Origin of the sequence: Neobacillus phoenicis (genome assembly GCF_047302305.1) — a bacterium.
Taxonomy (GTDB): domain Bacteria; phylum Bacillota; class Bacilli; order Bacillales; family Cytobacillaceae; genus Neobacillus.
The window spans coordinates 2491869-2509658 of record NZ_CP154847.1 but is presented as its reverse complement, the minus strand read 5'-3'; the positions used below and the strand labels follow the sequence as shown (position 1 = coordinate 2509658).

Sequence of the window (17790 nt, the reverse complement as noted above, 5' to 3'; positions counted from 1 at the left end):
TGAAAACGATTCCATAAATCAATCATTTTCTTTCAAAAACAATAAAATTTTGGATGTTTTTGAACGTTTTCAGAAAATTAATGTCATAATTATTTTTTAAATCAGATTGTATTCTTCCCAATAGGTGTTTTTATATAAAAAGAAAGTGAAATCACTAATAAAAAACGCCAGAATCCATATTCTGGCGTTTCTACTTGTATTATTAATTTGGACTTAACCATGAAGGGTCCCTATCCTTACACACATGGCATTTCAAGGTTTCCGGGTGAAAGGTAACAAATGACTTTCCACAATTTATACAGCTTTTTGAATTAAGCCCTACATACTCCTTGTCTAATTTCTTTACTTCTGCTTTAATCTGAATAGCATCCTCCGAACAAATATCTCTACATGCTGTACATCCTACACATTTTTGATGATTGATCTGCAGCATTCGATTAACAATTTGGAATGCCTCTTGGGTACAAAACCTCATACATGCTTGGCAAAGTGTACATTTTTGTCTATCTATCTGGATCGTGTAAAATTGATATTCAGGGTAATAATTTGCAAGGTTCCAGTGATTCGCTTCCAGTTTCCAAGATGCTGGTGCCATACTTTTCGCTAACTGTTTCCCATCTCTTTGCAAAGAGGCTAAAAAGGACCTTCTCGATAATTTTTCTTCCTTATGTTCCTTTCGTATGACCTCTAATATAGGTTCACCCACAACTTTTAGTACTAAATTTGTTTCTGTTAGAACCTTTTTCCACGGGTCATTTAGTGGTAAGTTTTGAGTCTGTATGCTCTTTATTCCCCTTTTTATATATATTAATAATTCTTTTACGTTTGGAATATAACTCTCGTCATATAGTAGTGACCCATTTCGAAATTCTCTTGAATCGACAATTCCTTCTATTGCAGACAATGGACAAGCAATCACACAATCTCCACAGGAGTTGCATCCTTCATGAATTATTTCTTTAGATTTTTGATTAAGAGATAGTGCCCCCTTTTTACATGCCTCTACACAAAAAGTGCAGGTTGAGTGAAGATTACTTTGCCTTGAACAATTCTCTGTTATCTTCAAATCTATATGCATATTTTCAAGCAAATTTATGAATAGAGACATAATATCACCTACAATTTTGCATCCTTGTGGGGTGTTATCACAATATTTGGATGTGTAATTGAAGCTTTTGGCATGCCTTTTATTTGACTTGTACTTCCATACTTTTTCCGTAGCTTTTCTACGGGACCAAATTCAATAGCTCTCATCGGACAAGTGGAAACACAAACCGGTTCCTCACCTTTTTCTTGAAGATTGATACAAAAATCACATTTATCAGATTTAAATTCTTTTGGATTATATTGTGGAGCTCCATATGGGCATGCTTTTACACATAATTGAGCCCCTTGACAAACCTTTTGATTAATCGTTACAACACCAGTATCTTTATTCTTCGCAATGGCCCCCGTAGGACAGCTTGGAATGCACTTTGGATTAGTACAATGATTACAAGCAATAGAATAATAATAGGCTTGTACGTTTTGAACCAACCCATTTCTTTGCTGTTGTATAAAAGTGCCATTTTCATAGGAGTATACTCTTCGGAAGTTAATACCAACGTCATGTTTATTTTTATCCTTACAGGAGACACTACAGGCTTTACATCCCGTACAAAGACTTTGATTTATATAAAATCCTAATTGAGCCAAACTACCTCACTCCTTATGCTTTCTTCACTTCAACAAGGTTGGTTTGTTGTGGGTTTGCTTTTGCAAGTGGTGTTGGCCTCTGAGATGTAAGAACATTTAATGAACCCCGTTGATCCAATCCATCTTTATCAGGTGTGTACCATGCCCCTTGTGGAATTCCTACTACACCTGGAGTTATACGTGGAGTAACCTTTACAACAATTTCCAAGGTCCCCCGCTCATTGAACACCTTTGCACGGTCCCCATTTATTATTCCACGTTTCTCCGCATCCATAGGATTCATCCACATTTCCTGCTTCGCTGCTTCCTCTAGCCATGATTGGTTATCATAAGTGGAGTGGCATCTTCGTTTATAATGCCAGCCGATTAGCTGTAAAGGATACTTTTCTGTTAATGAATCTTCTGGACCTTCCCATGAAGGAATATATTTTGCTATGGCCGGAATCTCATCGTGCTGATTCATGTCCCATAATGACTTTGAAAATAATTCAATTTTTCCTGAAGGAGTTTCAAAGGGCATTTTTTCAATGTCTTCAATTTGGTCTTTGAAGGCAACTAGTGGTTCCTCAAACCTAAAGTGATACACTCCTTTATCTCTAAACTCTTCAAAACTAGGAAAATTTGGATCTAGCTCTTTTTTTGTTCTCTCAACACTTTCCTTCACTAGATCAAAAGTAGTTTTTCCCTCGGTGAATTTATCTTTGATTCCTAACTTTTCTGCCACTTCGGCAAATACATCATATTCATCACGACATTCGTATAAAGGATCGATTGTCTTTTCACCAAGGACTACATAATCTCCAAAACACCATGGGACACCAATATCCCAACGTTCAAAAAAGGTGGTTCCTGGTAATAAAATATCAGCGAACTTAGCACTTGGAGTCATAAATAGATCACTCACAACAATAAATTCCACTTTGCTATCGTCTTCTAATAAAGTACGGGTTTTGTTAATATCCGAATGTTGATTGATTAACATATTTCCAGCCATGTTAAAGATACATTTGATGTTGGACGTTAGCCGCTCAACACCTTCCAATCCATCCTCTGCTGTCATTTCAATTCCATTTTCAACTGCCTTTGTCCATAAGAAACAGGGAATGGATGCTTTTACTGGATTCTCAAATGAAAAGGGATAAACAATATCCGATCGACTCCAATACCCCGTTCCTGCAGCCCAACCACCTAGCTTACCGACATTTCCAGTTAAGCAAGCAAGCTGTGCTCCGCCCCTCATAAACTGTTCACCATATGCCTGTCGTTGTGCTGCCCAACCTTGAATAAGTGCTGCAGGCTTTATGTTCACATAGTTACGAGCAATTTCTCTGATTTTTTCGGCAGGTACACCGCATATCCTTTCTGCCCACTCCGGTGTTTTAGGTACACCATCTTTCAGACCTAACAGGTAATTCTTTAATGATTCCTCTTTAGGAATTCCATCAGGCATGTGACTGTCATCAAAACCAATACAATATTTATCTAAAAACTCTTGATCATGTAGGTTTTCGGTTATTATTACATACCCCATTGCATCCATCATGGCATTATCAGTTGTAGGGAGAATGGGAATCCACTCATCCGCGAACGCTATAGCAGTATCTGTATATCTAGGATCAATAACAATAATTTTTGCCCCATTTTTCTTTGCCTGCATCAAATACTCCCTGTAAGGTGTTGAAAATATCATTTCCGAAGGATTTTGTCCCCACAAAATAATATATTTGGAGTGCAATAGTGAATCAAAACTGCTGCCGGAATTGTTTGTCCCATACGTATAAGGGGTAGCCACATTTCCTGCACCTGAACTATAATCATTACGGTAATTTAAAAAGCCGCCAGTAAGTGACAAAAGTTTTCTAGCTGCATTTTTACCCCCATGTAACCCCCAGCTCTGCCCGGATGCATAGTTTACATATCTTGACTCAGGCCCGTAATGATCGCCAATTCGTTTCACTTCTGTTGCTATGATTTCGATTGCTTCCTCCCAGGAGATTCTTTCAAATTTTCCTTCTCCTCTTTTTCCAACTCGCTTCATCGGATATTTTAAACGGTCAGGATGGTAAAGCAAACTTCGATAATTTCTTCCCCTAACGCAAGCCCGTAATGGAGGGGTGGACAAGTCACCACTTTCCTGCGTATCCGTACTGACCCTAACAACTACGCCATCTTTCACATGCGCCTTAATTACGCAGCGTCCACCGCAATTATTAATACTGCAGGTAGAAATAATCTTTTCTTCTACTTTTGCACTTGCTACTCCCTCTTTTTGTTGGCGGTCCACCAACAACTTGGTGCCCACTCCTCCAGCTATAACAGGTATTCCAATTGCACTAGACCATTTTAAAAATGTTCTTCTCTGCATTTTATTTTTTAGAAGTTTGTTAATCGGGCCATTTTCAGACATCGGCTAATGCCTCCTTCACCTCATATAAAGTTGTTAAGTCATCATTGATAAAATCATCAAGGAGCATGGCTGCACCTAAAAATAATGGACTACTAGTGGATTGAATTACTCTTTTACAAAAGTATGGAATCCAAACTGTTAAGTGTTTTTCAAGAAAAAGTTGTTGACTAGAAATTAATTCGATAAACCGATCAGGCTTAGTTTCCAGCAATGTTAAATCAATGAGATTAATCATAAACTCCAATTCTAGTAATAAATGATCATCTGGCTCATTATTTTCCCTCATATATTTAAGACCAAATTGATGATATTGTTCTCTAACCTGATAGGTCCACTCCTCAAATAGTAGTTGCTCTTTACTCCGATAATATGACTCCCATGGAGGGGCAGCTAATGGTCCAGGCCCAAGGAAAAGGCGTTGATATTCTTCTCGCTCATTCTTGAGGGAGTCGTTGGATAGATGTTGAAAAAAACCACTTAATATTTTTCCACCCACATGTATTTCTTCTAATTCTTGTAAATTGCAATTTGTAAGAATCTCAGAATATTGATTATTCCTAGTGGGCATTTGAAATAATAAACGGAGCAGTTGATAAAAATTCTTCCTAGACTTTAATAGTGACTGTAACTCCATATGTACTGATGTGGCCGTAGCCATTAAACCCTCTCCTTGTTTGTGAAATATTTCACAAAATAACGTAAAATTTTTTCACTAATTTTTTTTTTTCCTTATATGTTATATCTTACCTTAAACTTCTTTAGTTTGATTAACTTTGCGCAATAATTCACATTAATTTCAAATTCCTTGAAGTAATTTTTTTAGGTTGTTAATAATTTATACACATCTTTTTCTGTTATGACAAAAAATGTGTATAATAATAAAGCCGAATAAAAAGAAAAGGATGATTCCCTTGAATATTACTGGTCATGAAGTTGAAAAACTTGAAGATCCATTTGGTTTACTTTCAGGTGACCGATATGAATTTTTTCTAGAGCTTGATGTGGATGAAGAGGACGAACTTTATTCAGAGAAAGGTATAGGTATAAAAGTAATTTACGTTTCTGATGAAAATAGAGACAAGATTACTAACTATTATTTCTATGAGCGCGGAAGTGAAAAAGTTCTTGATTTTGCTCTGGAAGAGGACGAAGAAGAGCTTGTCTTAGCCTATTGTAAAGAAAACATTGTAGAATAAGAAAAGCGCAAGCGCCTTGGTCAGCCCCGACAGGCAAATGTTCTTCGGCAAGAAAAGTCTGCCTTTTGACTTTTGTTGCCGAAGGTTATTTGACCCGAGGGGCTAGGCGCTTGAGCTGGACAATTCTCGAAGTCGAATTTTATACTTTCCTATAGTGTAAAAAAAACAGGGAGTCTAGCTCCCTGTTTTAAAAAATCACATAAAATTTTTACTATGGTTATGAATTACCTGTAGTTCTTTCGTCGTTTGTCTCATTTCACTTTTACAAATAGGACAGAGGGGTACCTCAGTACTCTTAAAATTGTCGCGAATCCAACATTTACAAGTATCAGAAGTACATTCCCAAATTTTCGTTTCTTCTAATTTAATTTCTTCGTCATTTTTTCTACCAAATGCCAAAACGATCACCCCTTGTACTTAGTTAATAAATGGTATGAACACTTTGTTTGTTAGCTCTAAAGCTATTTTTCTAGTGAAAAAATATAGATAAAAAGGTGATGCTTTAGTCGTATGCATCACCCTTTTATTTTCTAAAGATTAAGCTGTTTTTACGTTAGAAGCTTGTGGTCCACGAGCGCCTTCCACGATTTCAAAAGAAACTGATTGGCCCTCTTCTAATGTTTTAAAGCCTTCTGATTGGATAGCTGAAAAGTGAACAAATACATCTTGACCGCCTTCTGCTTCAATAAATCCAAAACCTTTTTCTGCATTAAACCATTTTACTTTACCGTTATTCATTAATATAACCTCCAAGATTTTGTTCACTTTAAGTTTAAGCTGAACATTTACAAAATAATAAAAAAGACGTACTGACACGTTTGGGGCAATAGACATCACCCACATTTTCGTGCAGTTACGACTACTTAAACGAATAAATATTTAACGAACTTATAAGCGTAATTTAAGTTTATTACAATTTACACTAATAGTCAATTAATTTTAACACTCATAAAATACTGAATTAATTCATCCAATACCTCATATAAATCAGCAAATTGATATCCTAATTGATTCGCCCTGTCAGTTTTAATAGACCAAGAACCATCCATACTATATGGTGAGACATTTTCCTTTGTTAATTCTGAAGTTATGATTGCTGTTTCTCCAGTAACTTCCTCTATTTTCCCAAGAAAATCCCTTAAGGAAATATCGGACTTACACCCTGGATTAATAGCTCCTGTATACACATCACGGCCCATATGTAAAAGGAATTTAGCCGCTTCATCTGATGTAATAAAACTGTATTTCGCATCCGGAAATTTAATGCCTATTGGCTCCCTCTTCAATACCCTTTCTACATGAAACTTTAGTCGATTGGTATAATCGTCATTCCCTATTACAAGTGGAAAACGAACAGCCACTACATCAAAATCGGTTTCTTGAAATAAATAAGCTTCAGCAGCCCTTTTAGCCTCCTGATATCCCAAATACCCTGGATATTCCCTTCTTGTTTTAAATTGAAAGCTAAAGCTGAATGGGTCAAAATCTTCTTCAATATGCTTATCCCCATACTCATAAACAGCCATAGTTGAGGTAAAGATATACCTCTTTACCTTCCCCTTCAGTGCATCCGCAGCATCCTTTGCTTCTTGCGGCGAAAGACATGATTGGTCATAAACCACATCCCAATTTCTTTTACTAAATGCATTAATAAGTGAAGGCCGATCCTCACGATCAATAATTAATCTTTCTACTTTCTCACCAAAAGGATCTTTCGATTGCCCTCTTGTCGCTATTGTCACAGCAATATTTTCGTTAAGCAGCTTTTCCACAAGTAACTTCCCGAAAAATTGGGTTCCCCCTAAAACCAGCACTTGTTTCATTTCTCTATTCCCCCTTTCCATTCTTTTTTTAATATTCACCGTTCAATTGAAAAATTCCTTTTTTCCTAATCCTGAACATGGGAAAACTACCCTTTACATAAAGAAAATGAAACCCTAAAAGAGTTTCATTCTTTTTGAAATTCACCACGCAAAAATGTGTCTGTAAAATTTTCGGCAAATTTCTGTATATCTGCTTCCATTCCAATGTAGTCTAAACTTTCAATTGGTTCTTTGTCAGGTTTTGGGCGAAAATCTGCAATACTTTTTCCTTTGGCATTACCAAATTGCTCTACTCTTACACGTCTTGGGATATACTTTACTAGTTCAGGATTAGTCAAGGCCATAAGAGGGACCACATCATGAAGGGGAGCTCCTTTAATTCCAGGAACATTTGTTTGATACGCATTAAAATAGTAATCAAAGGCCGGTTTAATTAGTGGTTTAAATGGAGTAGGACTATTTTCCGAGAGGTAATTAATGATTTCTGGTGTAATAATTGCTTTATTTGTGATATTCAATGGATGTAGGTATATATTATGCGCTTTTTCCATGACAGTATAAGCAGCAATTGGGTCCACAAAAAAATTAGCTTCCGCTTCTGAAGTGATATTTCCTGGTACCAAAAATGCCCCACCCATTATATAAAATGCAGAGACATCTTTTAAAACATTATCTCCATAGAGGATAAACATCAAGGACAATTCTGTCAATCTACCTACAGAGACAATAATAAGATTTCCTTTATATTGATTTACAATTTCAAGAATCTTGTTAAAATCAAATACCTTTACCTTTTTTAATGTATCAGGAGGTTTAATGGGGCCTAATCCTTCCTTCCCATGTATTTCAGGGTAGTATTGTACGAGTTCTCCTGATAACGGACCCGCCGCCCCGCCAATTATTGGAATATCTTCTCTCCCAGCTAGACTTAAAAGATATGCGGTATTTTTGATTGACTGCTCCTTTGGTGTATTCCCATATCCGCTTACCACTCCAACTAAATTTATTTTCGGATTAAGTAAAGCATACATTATTGCAAATGAATCATCTACTCCGGGATCTGCAAACAAAAGCACATTATAAGCCATTGTCTCTCCTCCAATTAGATGCTGATTTTTATTACCTATGCTAAAAAAAGAATTGAAAGAACATGGATAAGCCAAGAAAAAACTGACTCTTACAATTAGAATCAGTTTTTATGAATTATTTAATTATGCTTCCTTTTTTACTTTTGGTGGTACTTTTGTTGCCTTCGTTGCTTTTGTTGCTGCTTTTTTCTTAGATGTCATTACTTTGTTAGGTTTCGTTCGATCAATTGACGCTTGTAAAGCTGCCATTAAATCTGTCACATTAGAAGGTGCTTCCTTTGCCGCTGTAGTAACGGTCTCTTTACCCGTCCGTTTTGATTCGATTAATTCAAGAAGTGCCGTTCGATATTCATCTGTATATTTTTCAGGTTCGAAAGCAGAAGTCAACTGATCAATTAATAATATAGCTGTATCTAGTTCTTTTTGGGTCACTTTATCCTCTGAAGGAACATTCGGCACATCACCTGTTTTACGAACTTCATCAGGATAATGAATAGTTTCCATCACTAATGTATTTTCATATACACGGATAACCGCAAGCTGTTCTTTTGAACGAATAATAATTTTGGCCAACCCTACTTTTTGTGATTCTTGCAGTGCCTTTCGTAACAAGGAATATGCCTTACCTCCTCCTTCATTAGGAGACATGTAATAGCTTCTATCAAAATAAATGGGGTCAATTTCTTCTATTTTTACAAAATCAATAATTTCTACTGCCTTTTCCTCGTTTTCTTTTCTTAATTTTTCAAGTTCCTCTTGATCAAGAACAACAAATTTCCCCTTTGTGTATTCATATGCCTTTACAATATCCTCCGGTTTCACTTCTTCTTCACAAACTGAGCAAATTTTTTCATATTTAATTGGGGCATGACATTTGTTATGCAAGGTGCGAAGCTTTATGTCTTTATCTTCTGTTGCCGTATGGAGCTTGATGGGGATATTTACAAGTCCAAAACTAATACTACCCTTCCACATCGTATGCATAAATAATTCTCCATTCTTTTTGTTTTTATTTTGTGTTTCTTCCTCTTCTACATTCATAAAAACAATTGGAAATGGATGAGGAAACAAATAATGTAACAAGATAATAAAAAAAGAAGGGGCGTTATGCCATGAAGCCGATGCTGCCTAGTTTGACTTTCGACCTTCCCATTCGTCCCGATTGGGTGTATGAGATTAAATACGATGGGTTTCGGGCCATTTTAGACTGGACCTCCAATGGGATCGAGCTAACAAGCAGAAATGGAAAAACCCTTTTACCTCAATTTCCTGAGATAAAGGAGTTTTTATTGAAGTATGAAGAACAATTTAAACCATTTCTCCCTCTTCGTTTAGATGGTGAGCTTGTTTCACTAGAAAATATGTACAAAGCCAATTTCTCGGCTATTCAAGTTCGAGGTCGATTAAAATCTGAAAAAAAAATCAATGACCAAGCAAAAATCTTTCCTTGCCGCCTAATGGTTTTTGATTTATTGCTCTTAAACAGTAAGCCTTTTACTATTCAACCATTTGAAAAACGAAAAGAGGAATTAAGGAAATTATTTCTCAGTATAGGATTCGACTTAGATTCCGACCCGTATAATGAGCAATTACTTCAATTTGTAAATGCGCATGAAGATTTTAGTGAACTTTGGGAGAAAATTATCTTATATGACGGTGAAGGGATTATTGCTAAATATAAAAAAAGCCAATGGGAGGAAGGAAAACGATCCTTACAATGGTTAAAGTACAAAAATTGGAAATATGTCAGCTGTTTCATCACCTCTTATGATAAAACAAATGGATACTTTAATGTTGGTGTATATAAGGATAAAAAGGTTTATAGTGTAGGTCAAGTCCTATTCGGATTTAAACCGGAGGAAAAAAATGCACTGCAACAAACGATTAAACAAAATATGATACGTGAAGATGCGCAATCTATGTATGTTGAACCGGCTATCTGTCTTGAAGTGAAGTATTTGGAGCTATACGAAAGCCAGTTGCGTGAGCCCCATTTTGACCGTTTTCGCTTTGAAATTGAGCCATCTTCTTGCACATATGAACGATTTATTTTTGCACAAAAGAACCTACCAGCAGACCTGGAGATTACACACCCAGATAAACCTCTCTGGGAGAAGCTTGAGATTCAAAAAGCAGATTATATCCTGTACTTACGTGAAATTTCTCCGTATATGCTGCCATTTTTAAAAAATCGTTTGTTAACAGTCATTCGGTACCCACACGGAATGTTCGGTGAAGCCTTTTATCAAAAAAACTGTCCTGAGTATGCTCCTAAATTTGTAAAAACCTTTAGTTCAGAAGGAATTGACTACATACTTTGCAATGATTTAAAGACTCTTGTTTGGCTTGGTAACCAGCTCGCCATTGAATTCCATATCCCTTTTCAAACAATCAATAGCAGGGGACCAAGTGAAATAGTATTCGATTTAGACCCACCTTCAAAGGACTACTTCCATTTGGCTATTAAAGCAGCACTTTTTATAAAAGAAGTTCTGGATCAATTAAACTTAATTGGCTTCATTAAGACCTCTGGAAATAAAGGTTTACAAATTTACCTTCCCTTGCCAGAGAACACATATTCCTATGAGGATACGAGACTCTTTACCAGCTTTATTGCAGACTACTTAATATCTAAAGATCCCGATTCCTTTACCATTGAGAGAATGAAGAAAAATCGAGGAAATCGCCTCTATGTAGACTATGTTCAGCATAGTGAGGGCAAGACCATTGTTGCTCCATATTCTATGAGAGGAAATGAGCATGCTGGTGTAGCGACACCACTTTACTGGGACGAAGTAGATGAAAATCTACAGCTGATTTCCTTTAACATGGAAAATGCCCTAAAACGGATACGAGAGCAAGGAGATCCATTTAATGATTACTTCCGAACTAAACTACTTCAACCGTTTGGACCGGTGCTTGATATTTTAAAAAAAGGAATAGCGAAAAAAGGATAAGGGAGCCCTTATCCTTTCATGTTATGTTCTATAAATTGTTGCGCTTGTATTTGAAGCTTCTCATAAATCCTTTGTTCGGAAAATTCATTCCGATTTTTGGTTGAAAATAATTCATTACCAAGATCAACTGTAACCTCAGTCTTATAAAGATACGTTGCATTACCTATTAAATCAATAGTGTATTTTCCTTCCAGTTCATGGACAACACAATGGACCTTACCACCATTATTATAGACCTGTATAACCTCTTCTAATTTATTTAATCCTGTTAAACATGTCACAAGTGAGGAAGCAGACATAGCAGTACCACACGCATTTGTAAATCCCACACCACGTTCGTATGTTCTAACATAAATGGAACCCGGCTCCAAGGATTTGACAAAACTGACATTTACTCCGTCTGGAAACAAATGATTTGGATTGTTTACTCTCTCACTTAGGTTCTTTTGCATGTCCCCTCGTATTTGTTCTGTTTCTACGATTGTAATTAAATGTGGGTTAGGAACCGCAAGGGCAGTAAACCTCAACTCATCAGAAAGTTCTTCTATCCTCTCATTAAAAAGAGTTGGTTTAGCTAAATTTAACGGTAAAGCTGTTAAATTGAACAATACAGGGGAAATTTCCACTTGATAGGTGTGGATATTTGGAAATAAATCATCTTGTTTACTAACCCTTAAATTTGCTTTCATGGTTTCTATTACTGCTTCATGTAAACCAAGTAATTCACAAATATATCTCGCAACAAGCCTTAATCCATTGCCGCACATCGATGCTTCCGAACCATCCGCGTTAAATACACGCATTCTCCCATCAGCATGGTCGCTCTTCATAACAAAAAGTATTCCATCTGCACCTAAATTAGTATTTCTATCACAAAGCACCTGGGCCATTTTAGCTCGTTCACTTTCAGTAAAAGAATACTCATTTGATATCTCATCAATAATTAGGAAATCATTACCTGACCCATGACCTTTTATTAGTTCAAACTGCACTGTATATCCCCCATTTGAATATGTAAATTTATTTAATATATCATATCAAACATTAGTAATGAGGGAAACCATCTAACTCCTTTATCTCTCAATAAAGTATTCATTAATTAATAACGACATTTCTAGCAGCTTGTCCTTTTCTAAAAGGACCTCTCTAAAGGACAGTACAGGAGTATTGGGCTCTGGGAATAATGGACTCCATGATATTGGCATCCAACCTCTTCGAAGTCTACCTAGCTGATGATGACTATGATCTAAAACCTTTTCATCCATAAAAGTAGTTGATCCTTGTATAAAGCCAATAGGTTTTCCAGTTTGATCTAAAAATTCCTTTTTATCTTTTAGAAAACCGTTGCTTTCTCTTTTATAACAGCCCAAATATGTTAGCTCTTTATTATATACTTCTATCTTTAGGACGCTACCACCCTTTACTTTATAGAATCCAATGGGTTCTTCCTCAGAATTGTAAAGCACATACATTTTTCTAAACTTAAGCCTATCTAACCACTTACCATCATGTTTTTTTAGAACACCTGCTAAGTAGCCATCCGGAAAATAAAGATATATGCGTACTGTAGGTGTACTCATGTAAAAAACTAGAAGATTCCGCGCAGAAGCTAAAGAAAAATAGCTATTCTTAGCTTCTCCCATATTTCTGCTAATTGATATGGACTGCCTTAGTCTAAATAGACAGAATTGAAATAAGATCAAACTATAAATAAGAAATGGAATGGTTAATAACATAACTTCATTACTTTTAAAAAAATAGAGATTGCCTACCACGATTATGATGGCTGGTACTAGAGCTGCAATACTACCATTTAAGTTTATATTGGCTGTATCTCGGTAATATTCATATATTTTCATTAAGATAACTCCTTATCCGTTCTCTTATACTAGTTTATTTACTAGACTGCAAAAAAATGATAGGAGTTTTCTTATAAAATGAGAAAAGAGAAGTACCTTTTAAGGACACTTCTCTTACATTTCAATATATTGATGTATGGAAGACATAGATGCTTTGGCGTCCTCATACCCCTGATGATACAACTCTTCTAACCTATTAGGGTTTCTTTCCATTCTCCCTACCTTTAATGGCTGTAAAGGTCGAATGATAAGGACGTTCCCAGCTTTCTCCTCTTTTTCTAAATAGGAGAGGGTTTCATTGTAAATTTGATATCGATTTCTTAAGGATTGTTGTAAGCCTTTATATTCAGGATACTTACGATTTACAAGAAAATGAAACTTGGAAGGTTTTTTGATATATCCTTCATTTCTTGTAAGGATGACAATATTCTTTTTAAAACCATCCTGTTGAGCTTTTTTAATAGGAATAGGGTCACTTATTCCGCCATCAAGCAGGATCTTGTCTTTAAACCGCACTTCAGGGGCAATGAATGGCAAGGAGCTTGATGCCCGTAATACGGTAAGAAGATCCTTATCATAATCCTGCTTCTTAAAATAGACAGGCTCTCCCGTTAGACAATCTGTCGTCCCTACTACAAATTCAGAAGGATTATTGTAAAATTCATCATAATGGTATGGAACATGTTTATTAGGAATCTCATCAAAAATAAAATCCATTCCAAAAAATTGACGGTTTTTAAAATAATTTTGCCATGAAATATACCTAGGGTCAGCTGCATACTTTATCGTTACGGTTTTATTTCTCCCTCTTTGCTTTGACAAATAAGAGGCCGCATTACAAGCACCAGCTGAAACTCCAATAACATATGGGAAAAATAATTCTTGTTCTAAGAAATATTCAAGGATCCCAGCGGTATAAACACCACGCATCCCGCCACCTTCTAAAACCAAGCCGACTTGATTGAACATGGTTGCTTCGTCCTTTCTCTTTACCTTTGCAAATTTAATAATAGTCATTATAGACCATTATAGAACTTTTGCCTAACGAAAAGACTTCTCCCAAAAGGGTTAAGAATATAAATGCCAAGGAGAGCTAACCGCTATACGGCAAGCTCTTTTTTCCTGAAAACATATACACTTAAAAATAATAAAATAAGGATACAAGCGGCGGTAGTCAAACTTGCTGGCAAAGTATTATCTGATAATCCTTTTTGAATAAGTATCTCATTTGCATAGCTTGTGAGTTGAGCAGGACTCCATTCCAAACGATTAGATAAGGTACTGCTAACTAGACTTATTACAATGACACTTGCTAATGAACTAAAAGCAGCAATCCCTGGTGTTAAAAGTAAAGCACTAAAGAACAACGTAACTGTTATAACTACTGTAAGCCATAAACCGTATAATAAAAACGATTGGAAAAAGCTCGCAAATGGAATCCAGTCAAACAAAATACCAGTATAATACCAAGTCGCCAAGTATCCCATGAAGAATGAAAACCATATTAAAAGTAGTGCACCCATCCATTTGGACGTTATAAAGGATAGATAAGAAACAGGTTTCACTAGAATCATAGCAGCGACTCCACTTTTTCTTTCTGCAGCAATTATTCCCATACTAGTCAAAACAATAATTAATACACCAAGAGACGAGTATTCTCCAAGGCTTTGAATTAATACCTCAGGTGCAGAAGGTGTGGGAATCACGACCTTAGCTCCCTCAGGAAGGCCCCCAAATGAGTCCAGAATTTGCTCCATATAATAAGACGTTAACGGTTTTTGAACGCCAAGTAGAATAAAAGTTATCGGTACCCATATCCATTTAAAATTTCTCCACATTTCCAGCAATTCTTTTTGTAGTAAAATCATCCATTGGTTCATTTTCCTACCACCTTCATAAACACATCTTCGAGGGTCATACTACTAATCTCAAACTTTTCGAGTGGTAAATTATGATCAGAAATTACTTTTAAAAATGCCGACCTCGCAAGAACAAGATTTTCAACATAAATGCTCATCCGATTGCCTTCGTTCATTACAGATTGTGTTACCTCAAGGGTTGAAAAGAACGATGCATATTCCTCTGCTTTACCTTTGAAATACAAATCAATTTTAGTTTGCTGATAACGTTCACGTAATTCCGACATGGAGCCAGATTCCACAATTTCCCCTTTATGTAAAAACAGAATTTCGTCACACACTTCTTCAGCATCACTTAATATATGGGTAGAAAATAGAATGGTGGTTTCTTTTCTTAAACCTTCGATAAGATCTAATACTTCTCTCCTACCGATCGGATCCAATGCAGAAACAGGTTCATCCAGCATGATGAGCTGAGGGCGATGGATTAAAGCCTGAGCAATTCCGAGCCTTTGCTTCATCCCTCCAGAATATTTACCTACTCTTCTATTTTTCGCTTCTACTATTCCTACAAGTTCTAAAAGCTCTAGTGACCGTTCCTTGGCTTCTTTACCTGTTAACCCTGCCAATTTTCCTGTATATGACAAAAATTCTAATCCAGTCATCCATTCGTAAAACACTGGAAACTGCGGTAAATAACCAATTAAATGACGTATGTCTTCTCCTTTTTTTGCATCACTAAAGAAAATCGATCCCTCTGTTGGGCTCATTAACCCCGAAAGCATCCTAAGTGTCGTAGTTTTCCCAGCCCCGTTTGGACCTAATAAGGCAATACATTTCCCTTTTTCTAATGTGAAATTCAGCCCTTTTATTACTTCCGTCCCTTGGAAACTCTTTTTCAATCCACTAATTTGGACGAGAGTCATCAATTATTTCTCCTTCCAATCACAAAATAAAGAATTGGTCCAATTATATTTACGAATAAGATGATAATTACCCATAACCATTTCGGTCCCTTGGTTTGATCGATCCTAACCAAATCTATGATTGCAACAACAATTAAAATAAGTTGGATAATCAAGATTGGTGCAATTATCGGAAGATTACTTACGATAGAATCCATTCTTATTTCCCCCTTCCATAGTTTCTTTATTATCTAAGACTATTGTACTATAAACACAATATAAACCCGACAACAAATTTTGCCGGGCAGGCATTTTATTTAATTAATCTGAATATTAGTGGGAACCGGTAATCATTTCCTTCATATGCTTTTATCGCTGCAATAATTGTATATACCAATAGCATTATTCCTAAGACCGGAGTAGTCACAAATCCTACAAGGACAATCATTAATAATCCACTAATAATAAAGTAAACTGTATAAGATATGAAGAAGTTAAAATATTCTTTACCATGATAATCAATAAATGATGACTGATCCTTCTTTAACAACCAAATGATTAATGGAGCCAAAACTGGAAAAAATAAACTTAATACATAGATACCAGCAGCCAACAATCTCTCTTCACTTTGAGCCATTTTCTTTTCCCCCAATCGGAAATATTTAATCTTACCTTATTATTTACGCACCATCCTTCTAAATGTTTCAAAAATCATAAGAAATTGGAAAAATATAAGGATTCGAACTATTTCAAGCTTTTCCTTAGGCACATAAGTTGCTAAAATAGATAAAATACATTATCACCTAGAAGAAAGGTTCTATTATGACGAAAATACTATTAAAAAACGCAACTATTTATCCAATTACCACCACACCTATTTCATCAGGGGATGTGCTGATTGAGAACGGTAAAATTAAAAAAGTAGGTTCGAGTATCATTACAGATCATTCTGTAAAAGTTATTGATTGTCAGCAGCACTATCTTTTTCCTGGGTTTATTGATGTGCATACCCATTTGGGTCTATATGATGAAGGCACCGGCTGGGCTGGAAATGATGCAAATGAAACAGCTGAAGCTTTAACACCCCATATTAGGGCTATGGATGGGGTATATCCATTAGATCAGGCATTTACCGATGCAGTTAAAAGCGGAATAACAACAGTACATGTCATGCCAGGAAGTGCAAACGTCATTGGCGGGACTACCTCTGTAATTAAAACAACAGGTAAAAATATTAAGAAAATGATTGTACAGCAAGTAGCAGGATTAAAAATTGCTTTAGGAGAAAATCCAAAGCGGATCCACAGTCAAGGTAATAATGATTCCATTACTAGAATGGGTATTATGGGGATGCTTAGAGAGGCTTTTTATAAAGCTTATCATTCCGATACTCCAGAAGATTTAAGAACGGCTCCCATTGTTATGGCACTTAAACGGGAGATTCCTGTAAGAATTCATGCCCACCGCGCCGATGATATTATTTCTGCCCTTCGCTTTGCTGAGGAGTTTAATTTGGACTTACGGATAGAACATTGCACAGAAGGACATTTAATTGCTAATGAGCTATCCAATTTAAATTTAAAAGTATCAGTGGGGCCAACTTTAACCCGTAGGTCTAAGGTTGAATTAAAGAACAAGACCTGGAAAACATATCAAGAATTAACCAACCACGGTGTCGAGGTATCCATTACAACAGACCATCCCTATACACCTATACAATATCTAAATATTTGTGCTGGAATTGCTGTACGGGAAGGTCTATCTGAGCAAAAAGCCCTTGAAGGTATCACTATTCTGCCAGCAAAAAACTTAAAAATAGACCAAAATGTGGGGAGTATCGAAGAAGGGAAGGATGCGGATTTAGTACTTTGGAGTCATCACCCTTTCCATTACTTAGCAAAGCCGAAATGGACGATGATTGGTGGAGAAATGGTGTATTCAGAAACGTAGAATTTTGTTGAAAATTGGTAAAAAATATTATCGAATTTCCACCAAAAAAAC

19 protein-coding genes are annotated in these 17790 nt (G+C 36.1%); 3 read left to right on the top strand and 16 right to left on the bottom strand.

Annotation, left to right across the window (positions count from 1 at the left end):
• Nucleotides 1-202: 202 nt before the first annotated feature.
• The 4 genes from AA0X95_RS13020 to AA0X95_RS13005 are packed head-to-tail and all read right to left on the bottom strand — an operon-like array spanning nucleotide 203 to nucleotide 4760.
• A complete protein-coding gene (locus AA0X95_RS13020) occupies nucleotides 203-1108 on the bottom strand; it encodes a 4Fe-4S dicluster domain-containing protein (RefSeq protein WP_413309461.1) in 906 nt (301 codons plus the stop codon).
• 8 nt (nucleotides 1109-1116) lie between these two features.
• On the bottom strand, nucleotides 1117-1695 hold the full coding sequence (locus AA0X95_RS13015) for a DMSO/selenate family reductase complex B subunit (protein WP_413309459.1): 579 nt from the start codon (nucleotides 1693-1695) through the stop codon (nucleotides 1117-1119).
• A gap of 13 nt (nucleotides 1696-1708) precedes the next feature.
• Nucleotides 1709-4102, bottom strand: coding sequence for a DMSO/selenate family reductase complex A subunit (locus AA0X95_RS13010; RefSeq protein ID WP_413309457.1), 2394 nt, complete (start codon nucleotides 4100-4102; stop codon nucleotides 1709-1711).
• Nucleotides 4095-4760: a molecular chaperone gene (locus tag AA0X95_RS13005; RefSeq protein ID WP_413309455.1), complete on the bottom strand. Its 666-nt coding sequence runs from the start codon at nucleotides 4758-4760 to the stop codon at nucleotides 4095-4097. The genes AA0X95_RS13010 and AA0X95_RS13005 overlap by 8 nt, the downstream gene beginning before the upstream one ends.
• Nucleotides 4761-5004: 244 nt before the next feature.
• On the opposite strand from AA0X95_RS13005, the gene AA0X95_RS13000 reads away from it, so the two are divergent.
• A complete protein-coding gene (locus AA0X95_RS13000; protein ID WP_413309453.1) occupies nucleotides 5005-5298 on the top strand; it encodes a DUF6509 family protein in 294 nt (97 codons plus the stop codon).
• Nucleotides 5299-5493: 195 nt separating this feature from the next.
• Here AA0X95_RS13000 and AA0X95_RS12995 read toward each other — a convergent pair whose 3' ends face one another.
• From AA0X95_RS12995 to AA0X95_RS12975, 5 genes are all read right to left on the bottom strand, one after another.
• Entirely contained in the window at nucleotides 5494-5697 is a 204-nt protein-coding gene (locus tag AA0X95_RS12995; protein ID WP_335528524.1) for a cold-shock protein, read from the bottom strand.
• 138 nt (nucleotides 5698-5835) lie between these two features.
• Nucleotides 5836-6036, bottom strand: coding sequence for a cold-shock protein CspD (cspD, locus tag AA0X95_RS12990; protein ID WP_413309451.1), 201 nt, complete (start codon nucleotides 6034-6036; stop codon nucleotides 5836-5838).
• A gap of 191 nt (nucleotides 6037-6227) precedes the next feature.
• Nucleotides 6228-7121, bottom strand: coding sequence for an NAD-dependent epimerase/dehydratase family protein (locus AA0X95_RS12985; RefSeq protein WP_413309449.1), 894 nt, complete (start codon nucleotides 7119-7121; stop codon nucleotides 6228-6230).
• A gap of 125 nt (nucleotides 7122-7246) precedes the next feature.
• Nucleotides 7247-8209 (bottom strand): nucleoside hydrolase, encoded by a 963-nt coding sequence (locus tag AA0X95_RS12980; protein WP_413309447.1) that lies wholly within the window; start codon nucleotides 8207-8209, stop codon nucleotides 7247-7249.
• 123 nt (nucleotides 8210-8332) lie between these two features.
• Nucleotides 8333-9193, bottom strand: coding sequence for a Ku protein (locus AA0X95_RS12975; protein WP_413309445.1), 861 nt, complete (start codon nucleotides 9191-9193; stop codon nucleotides 8333-8335).
• A 128-nt stretch (nucleotides 9194-9321) separates the two neighbouring features.
• On the opposite strand from AA0X95_RS12975, the gene AA0X95_RS12970 reads away from it, so the two are divergent.
• The gene (locus tag AA0X95_RS12970; RefSeq protein ID WP_413309443.1) at nucleotides 9322-11166 is read left to right on the top strand and encodes a DNA ligase D; all 1845 of its coding nucleotides are present in this window, start codon (nucleotides 9322-9324) and stop codon (nucleotides 11164-11166) included.
• Nucleotides 11167-11174: 8 nt separating this feature from the next.
• On the opposite strand, the gene dapF is transcribed toward AA0X95_RS12970, so the two are convergent.
• The 7 genes from dapF to AA0X95_RS12935 form a co-directional block, all read right to left on the bottom strand.
• Nucleotides 11175-12158 carry a diaminopimelate epimerase gene (gene dapF / locus AA0X95_RS12965; protein WP_413309441.1) on the bottom strand — a complete coding sequence of 328 codons (984 nt, stop codon included), beginning with the start codon at nucleotides 12156-12158 and terminating at the stop codon, nucleotides 11175-11177.
• 81 nt (nucleotides 12159-12239) lie between these two features.
• Nucleotides 12240-13025, bottom strand: coding sequence for a hypothetical protein (locus AA0X95_RS12960; protein WP_413309439.1), 786 nt, complete (start codon nucleotides 13023-13025; stop codon nucleotides 12240-12242).
• Between the two features lie 114 nt (nucleotides 13026-13139).
• Entirely contained in the window at nucleotides 13140-13994 is an 855-nt protein-coding gene (locus AA0X95_RS12955) for a patatin-like phospholipase family protein (protein WP_413310014.1), read from the bottom strand.
• Nucleotides 13995-14125: 131 nt separating this feature from the next.
• The gene (locus tag AA0X95_RS12950) at nucleotides 14126-14905 is read right to left on the bottom strand and encodes an ABC transporter permease (protein ID WP_413309436.1); all 780 of its coding nucleotides are present in this window, start codon (nucleotides 14903-14905) and stop codon (nucleotides 14126-14128) included.
• Nucleotides 14902-15810 carry an ATP-binding cassette domain-containing protein gene (locus AA0X95_RS12945; protein ID WP_413309434.1) on the bottom strand — a complete coding sequence of 303 codons (909 nt, stop codon included), beginning with the start codon at nucleotides 15808-15810 and terminating at the stop codon, nucleotides 14902-14904. The genes AA0X95_RS12950 and AA0X95_RS12945 overlap by 4 nt, the downstream gene beginning before the upstream one ends.
• A complete protein-coding gene (locus AA0X95_RS12940; RefSeq protein WP_309861524.1) occupies nucleotides 15810-16007 on the bottom strand; it encodes a PLD nuclease N-terminal domain-containing protein in 198 nt (65 codons plus the stop codon). Before AA0X95_RS12940 ends, AA0X95_RS12945 begins: the two co-directional genes overlap by 1 nt.
• A gap of 95 nt (nucleotides 16008-16102) precedes the next feature.
• A complete protein-coding gene (locus AA0X95_RS12935) occupies nucleotides 16103-16426 on the bottom strand; it encodes a DUF4870 domain-containing protein (RefSeq protein WP_413309432.1) in 324 nt (107 codons plus the stop codon).
• 185 nt (nucleotides 16427-16611) lie between these two features.
• Between AA0X95_RS12935 and AA0X95_RS12930 the strand changes: the two genes are divergently transcribed.
• On the top strand, nucleotides 16612-17739 hold the full coding sequence (locus AA0X95_RS12930) for an amidohydrolase (RefSeq protein WP_413309430.1): 1128 nt from the start codon (nucleotides 16612-16614) through the stop codon (nucleotides 17737-17739).
• Nucleotides 17740-17790: the final 51 nt, after the last annotated feature.

What these genes read in the sequence shown, in the direction of transcription:
- AA0X95_RS12975 (WP_413309445.1), bottom strand. Translation starts at nt 9,193, where the DNA reads ATGCATACGATGTGGAAGGGTAGTATTAGTTTTGGACTTGTAAATATC.
- AA0X95_RS12950 (WP_413309436.1), bottom strand. Translation starts at nt 14,905, where the DNA reads ATGAACCAATGGATGATTTTACTACAAAAAGAATTGCTGGAAATGTGG.
- AA0X95_RS12945 (WP_413309434.1), bottom strand. Translation starts at nt 15,810, where the DNA reads ATGACTCTCGTCCAAATTAGTGGATTGAAAAAGAGTTTCCAAGGGACG.
- AA0X95_RS12940 (WP_309861524.1), bottom strand. Translation starts at nt 16,007, where the DNA reads ATGGATTCTATCGTAAGTAATCTTCCGATAATTGCACCAATCTTGATT.
- cspD (WP_413309451.1), bottom strand. Translation starts at nt 6,036, where the DNA reads ATGAATAACGGTAAAGTAAAATGGTTTAATGCAGAAAAAGGTTTTGGA.
- AA0X95_RS13000 (WP_413309453.1), top strand. Translation starts at nt 5,005, where the DNA reads ATGATTCCCTTGAATATTACTGGTCATGAAGTTGAAAAACTTGAAGAT.
- AA0X95_RS12930 (WP_413309430.1), top strand. Translation starts at nt 16,612, where the DNA reads ATGACGAAAATACTATTAAAAAACGCAACTATTTATCCAATTACCACC.
- AA0X95_RS12960 (WP_413309439.1), bottom strand. Translation starts at nt 13,025, where the DNA reads ATGAAAATATATGAATATTACCGAGATACAGCCAATATAAACTTAAAT.
- AA0X95_RS12955 (WP_413310014.1), bottom strand. Translation starts at nt 13,994, where the DNA reads ATGTTCAATCAAGTCGGCTTGGTTTTAGAAGGTGGCGGGATGCGTGGT.
- AA0X95_RS12970 (WP_413309443.1), top strand. Translation starts at nt 9,322, where the DNA reads ATGAAGCCGATGCTGCCTAGTTTGACTTTCGACCTTCCCATTCGTCCC.
- AA0X95_RS13010 (WP_413309457.1), bottom strand. Translation starts at nt 4,102, where the DNA reads ATGTCTGAAAATGGCCCGATTAACAAACTTCTAAAAAATAAAATGCAG.
- AA0X95_RS12985 (WP_413309449.1), bottom strand. Translation starts at nt 7,121, where the DNA reads ATGAAACAAGTGCTGGTTTTAGGGGGAACCCAATTTTTCGGGAAGTTA.
- AA0X95_RS12935 (WP_413309432.1), bottom strand. Translation starts at nt 16,426, where the DNA reads ATGGCTCAAAGTGAAGAGAGATTGTTGGCTGCTGGTATCTATGTATTA.
- AA0X95_RS12980 (WP_413309447.1), bottom strand. Translation starts at nt 8,209, where the DNA reads ATGGCTTATAATGTGCTTTTGTTTGCAGATCCCGGAGTAGATGATTCA.
- AA0X95_RS13020 (WP_413309461.1), bottom strand. Translation starts at nt 1,108, where the DNA reads ATGTCTCTATTCATAAATTTGCTTGAAAATATGCATATAGATTTGAAG.
- AA0X95_RS13005 (WP_413309455.1), bottom strand. Translation starts at nt 4,760, where the DNA reads ATGGCTACGGCCACATCAGTACATATGGAGTTACAGTCACTATTAAAG.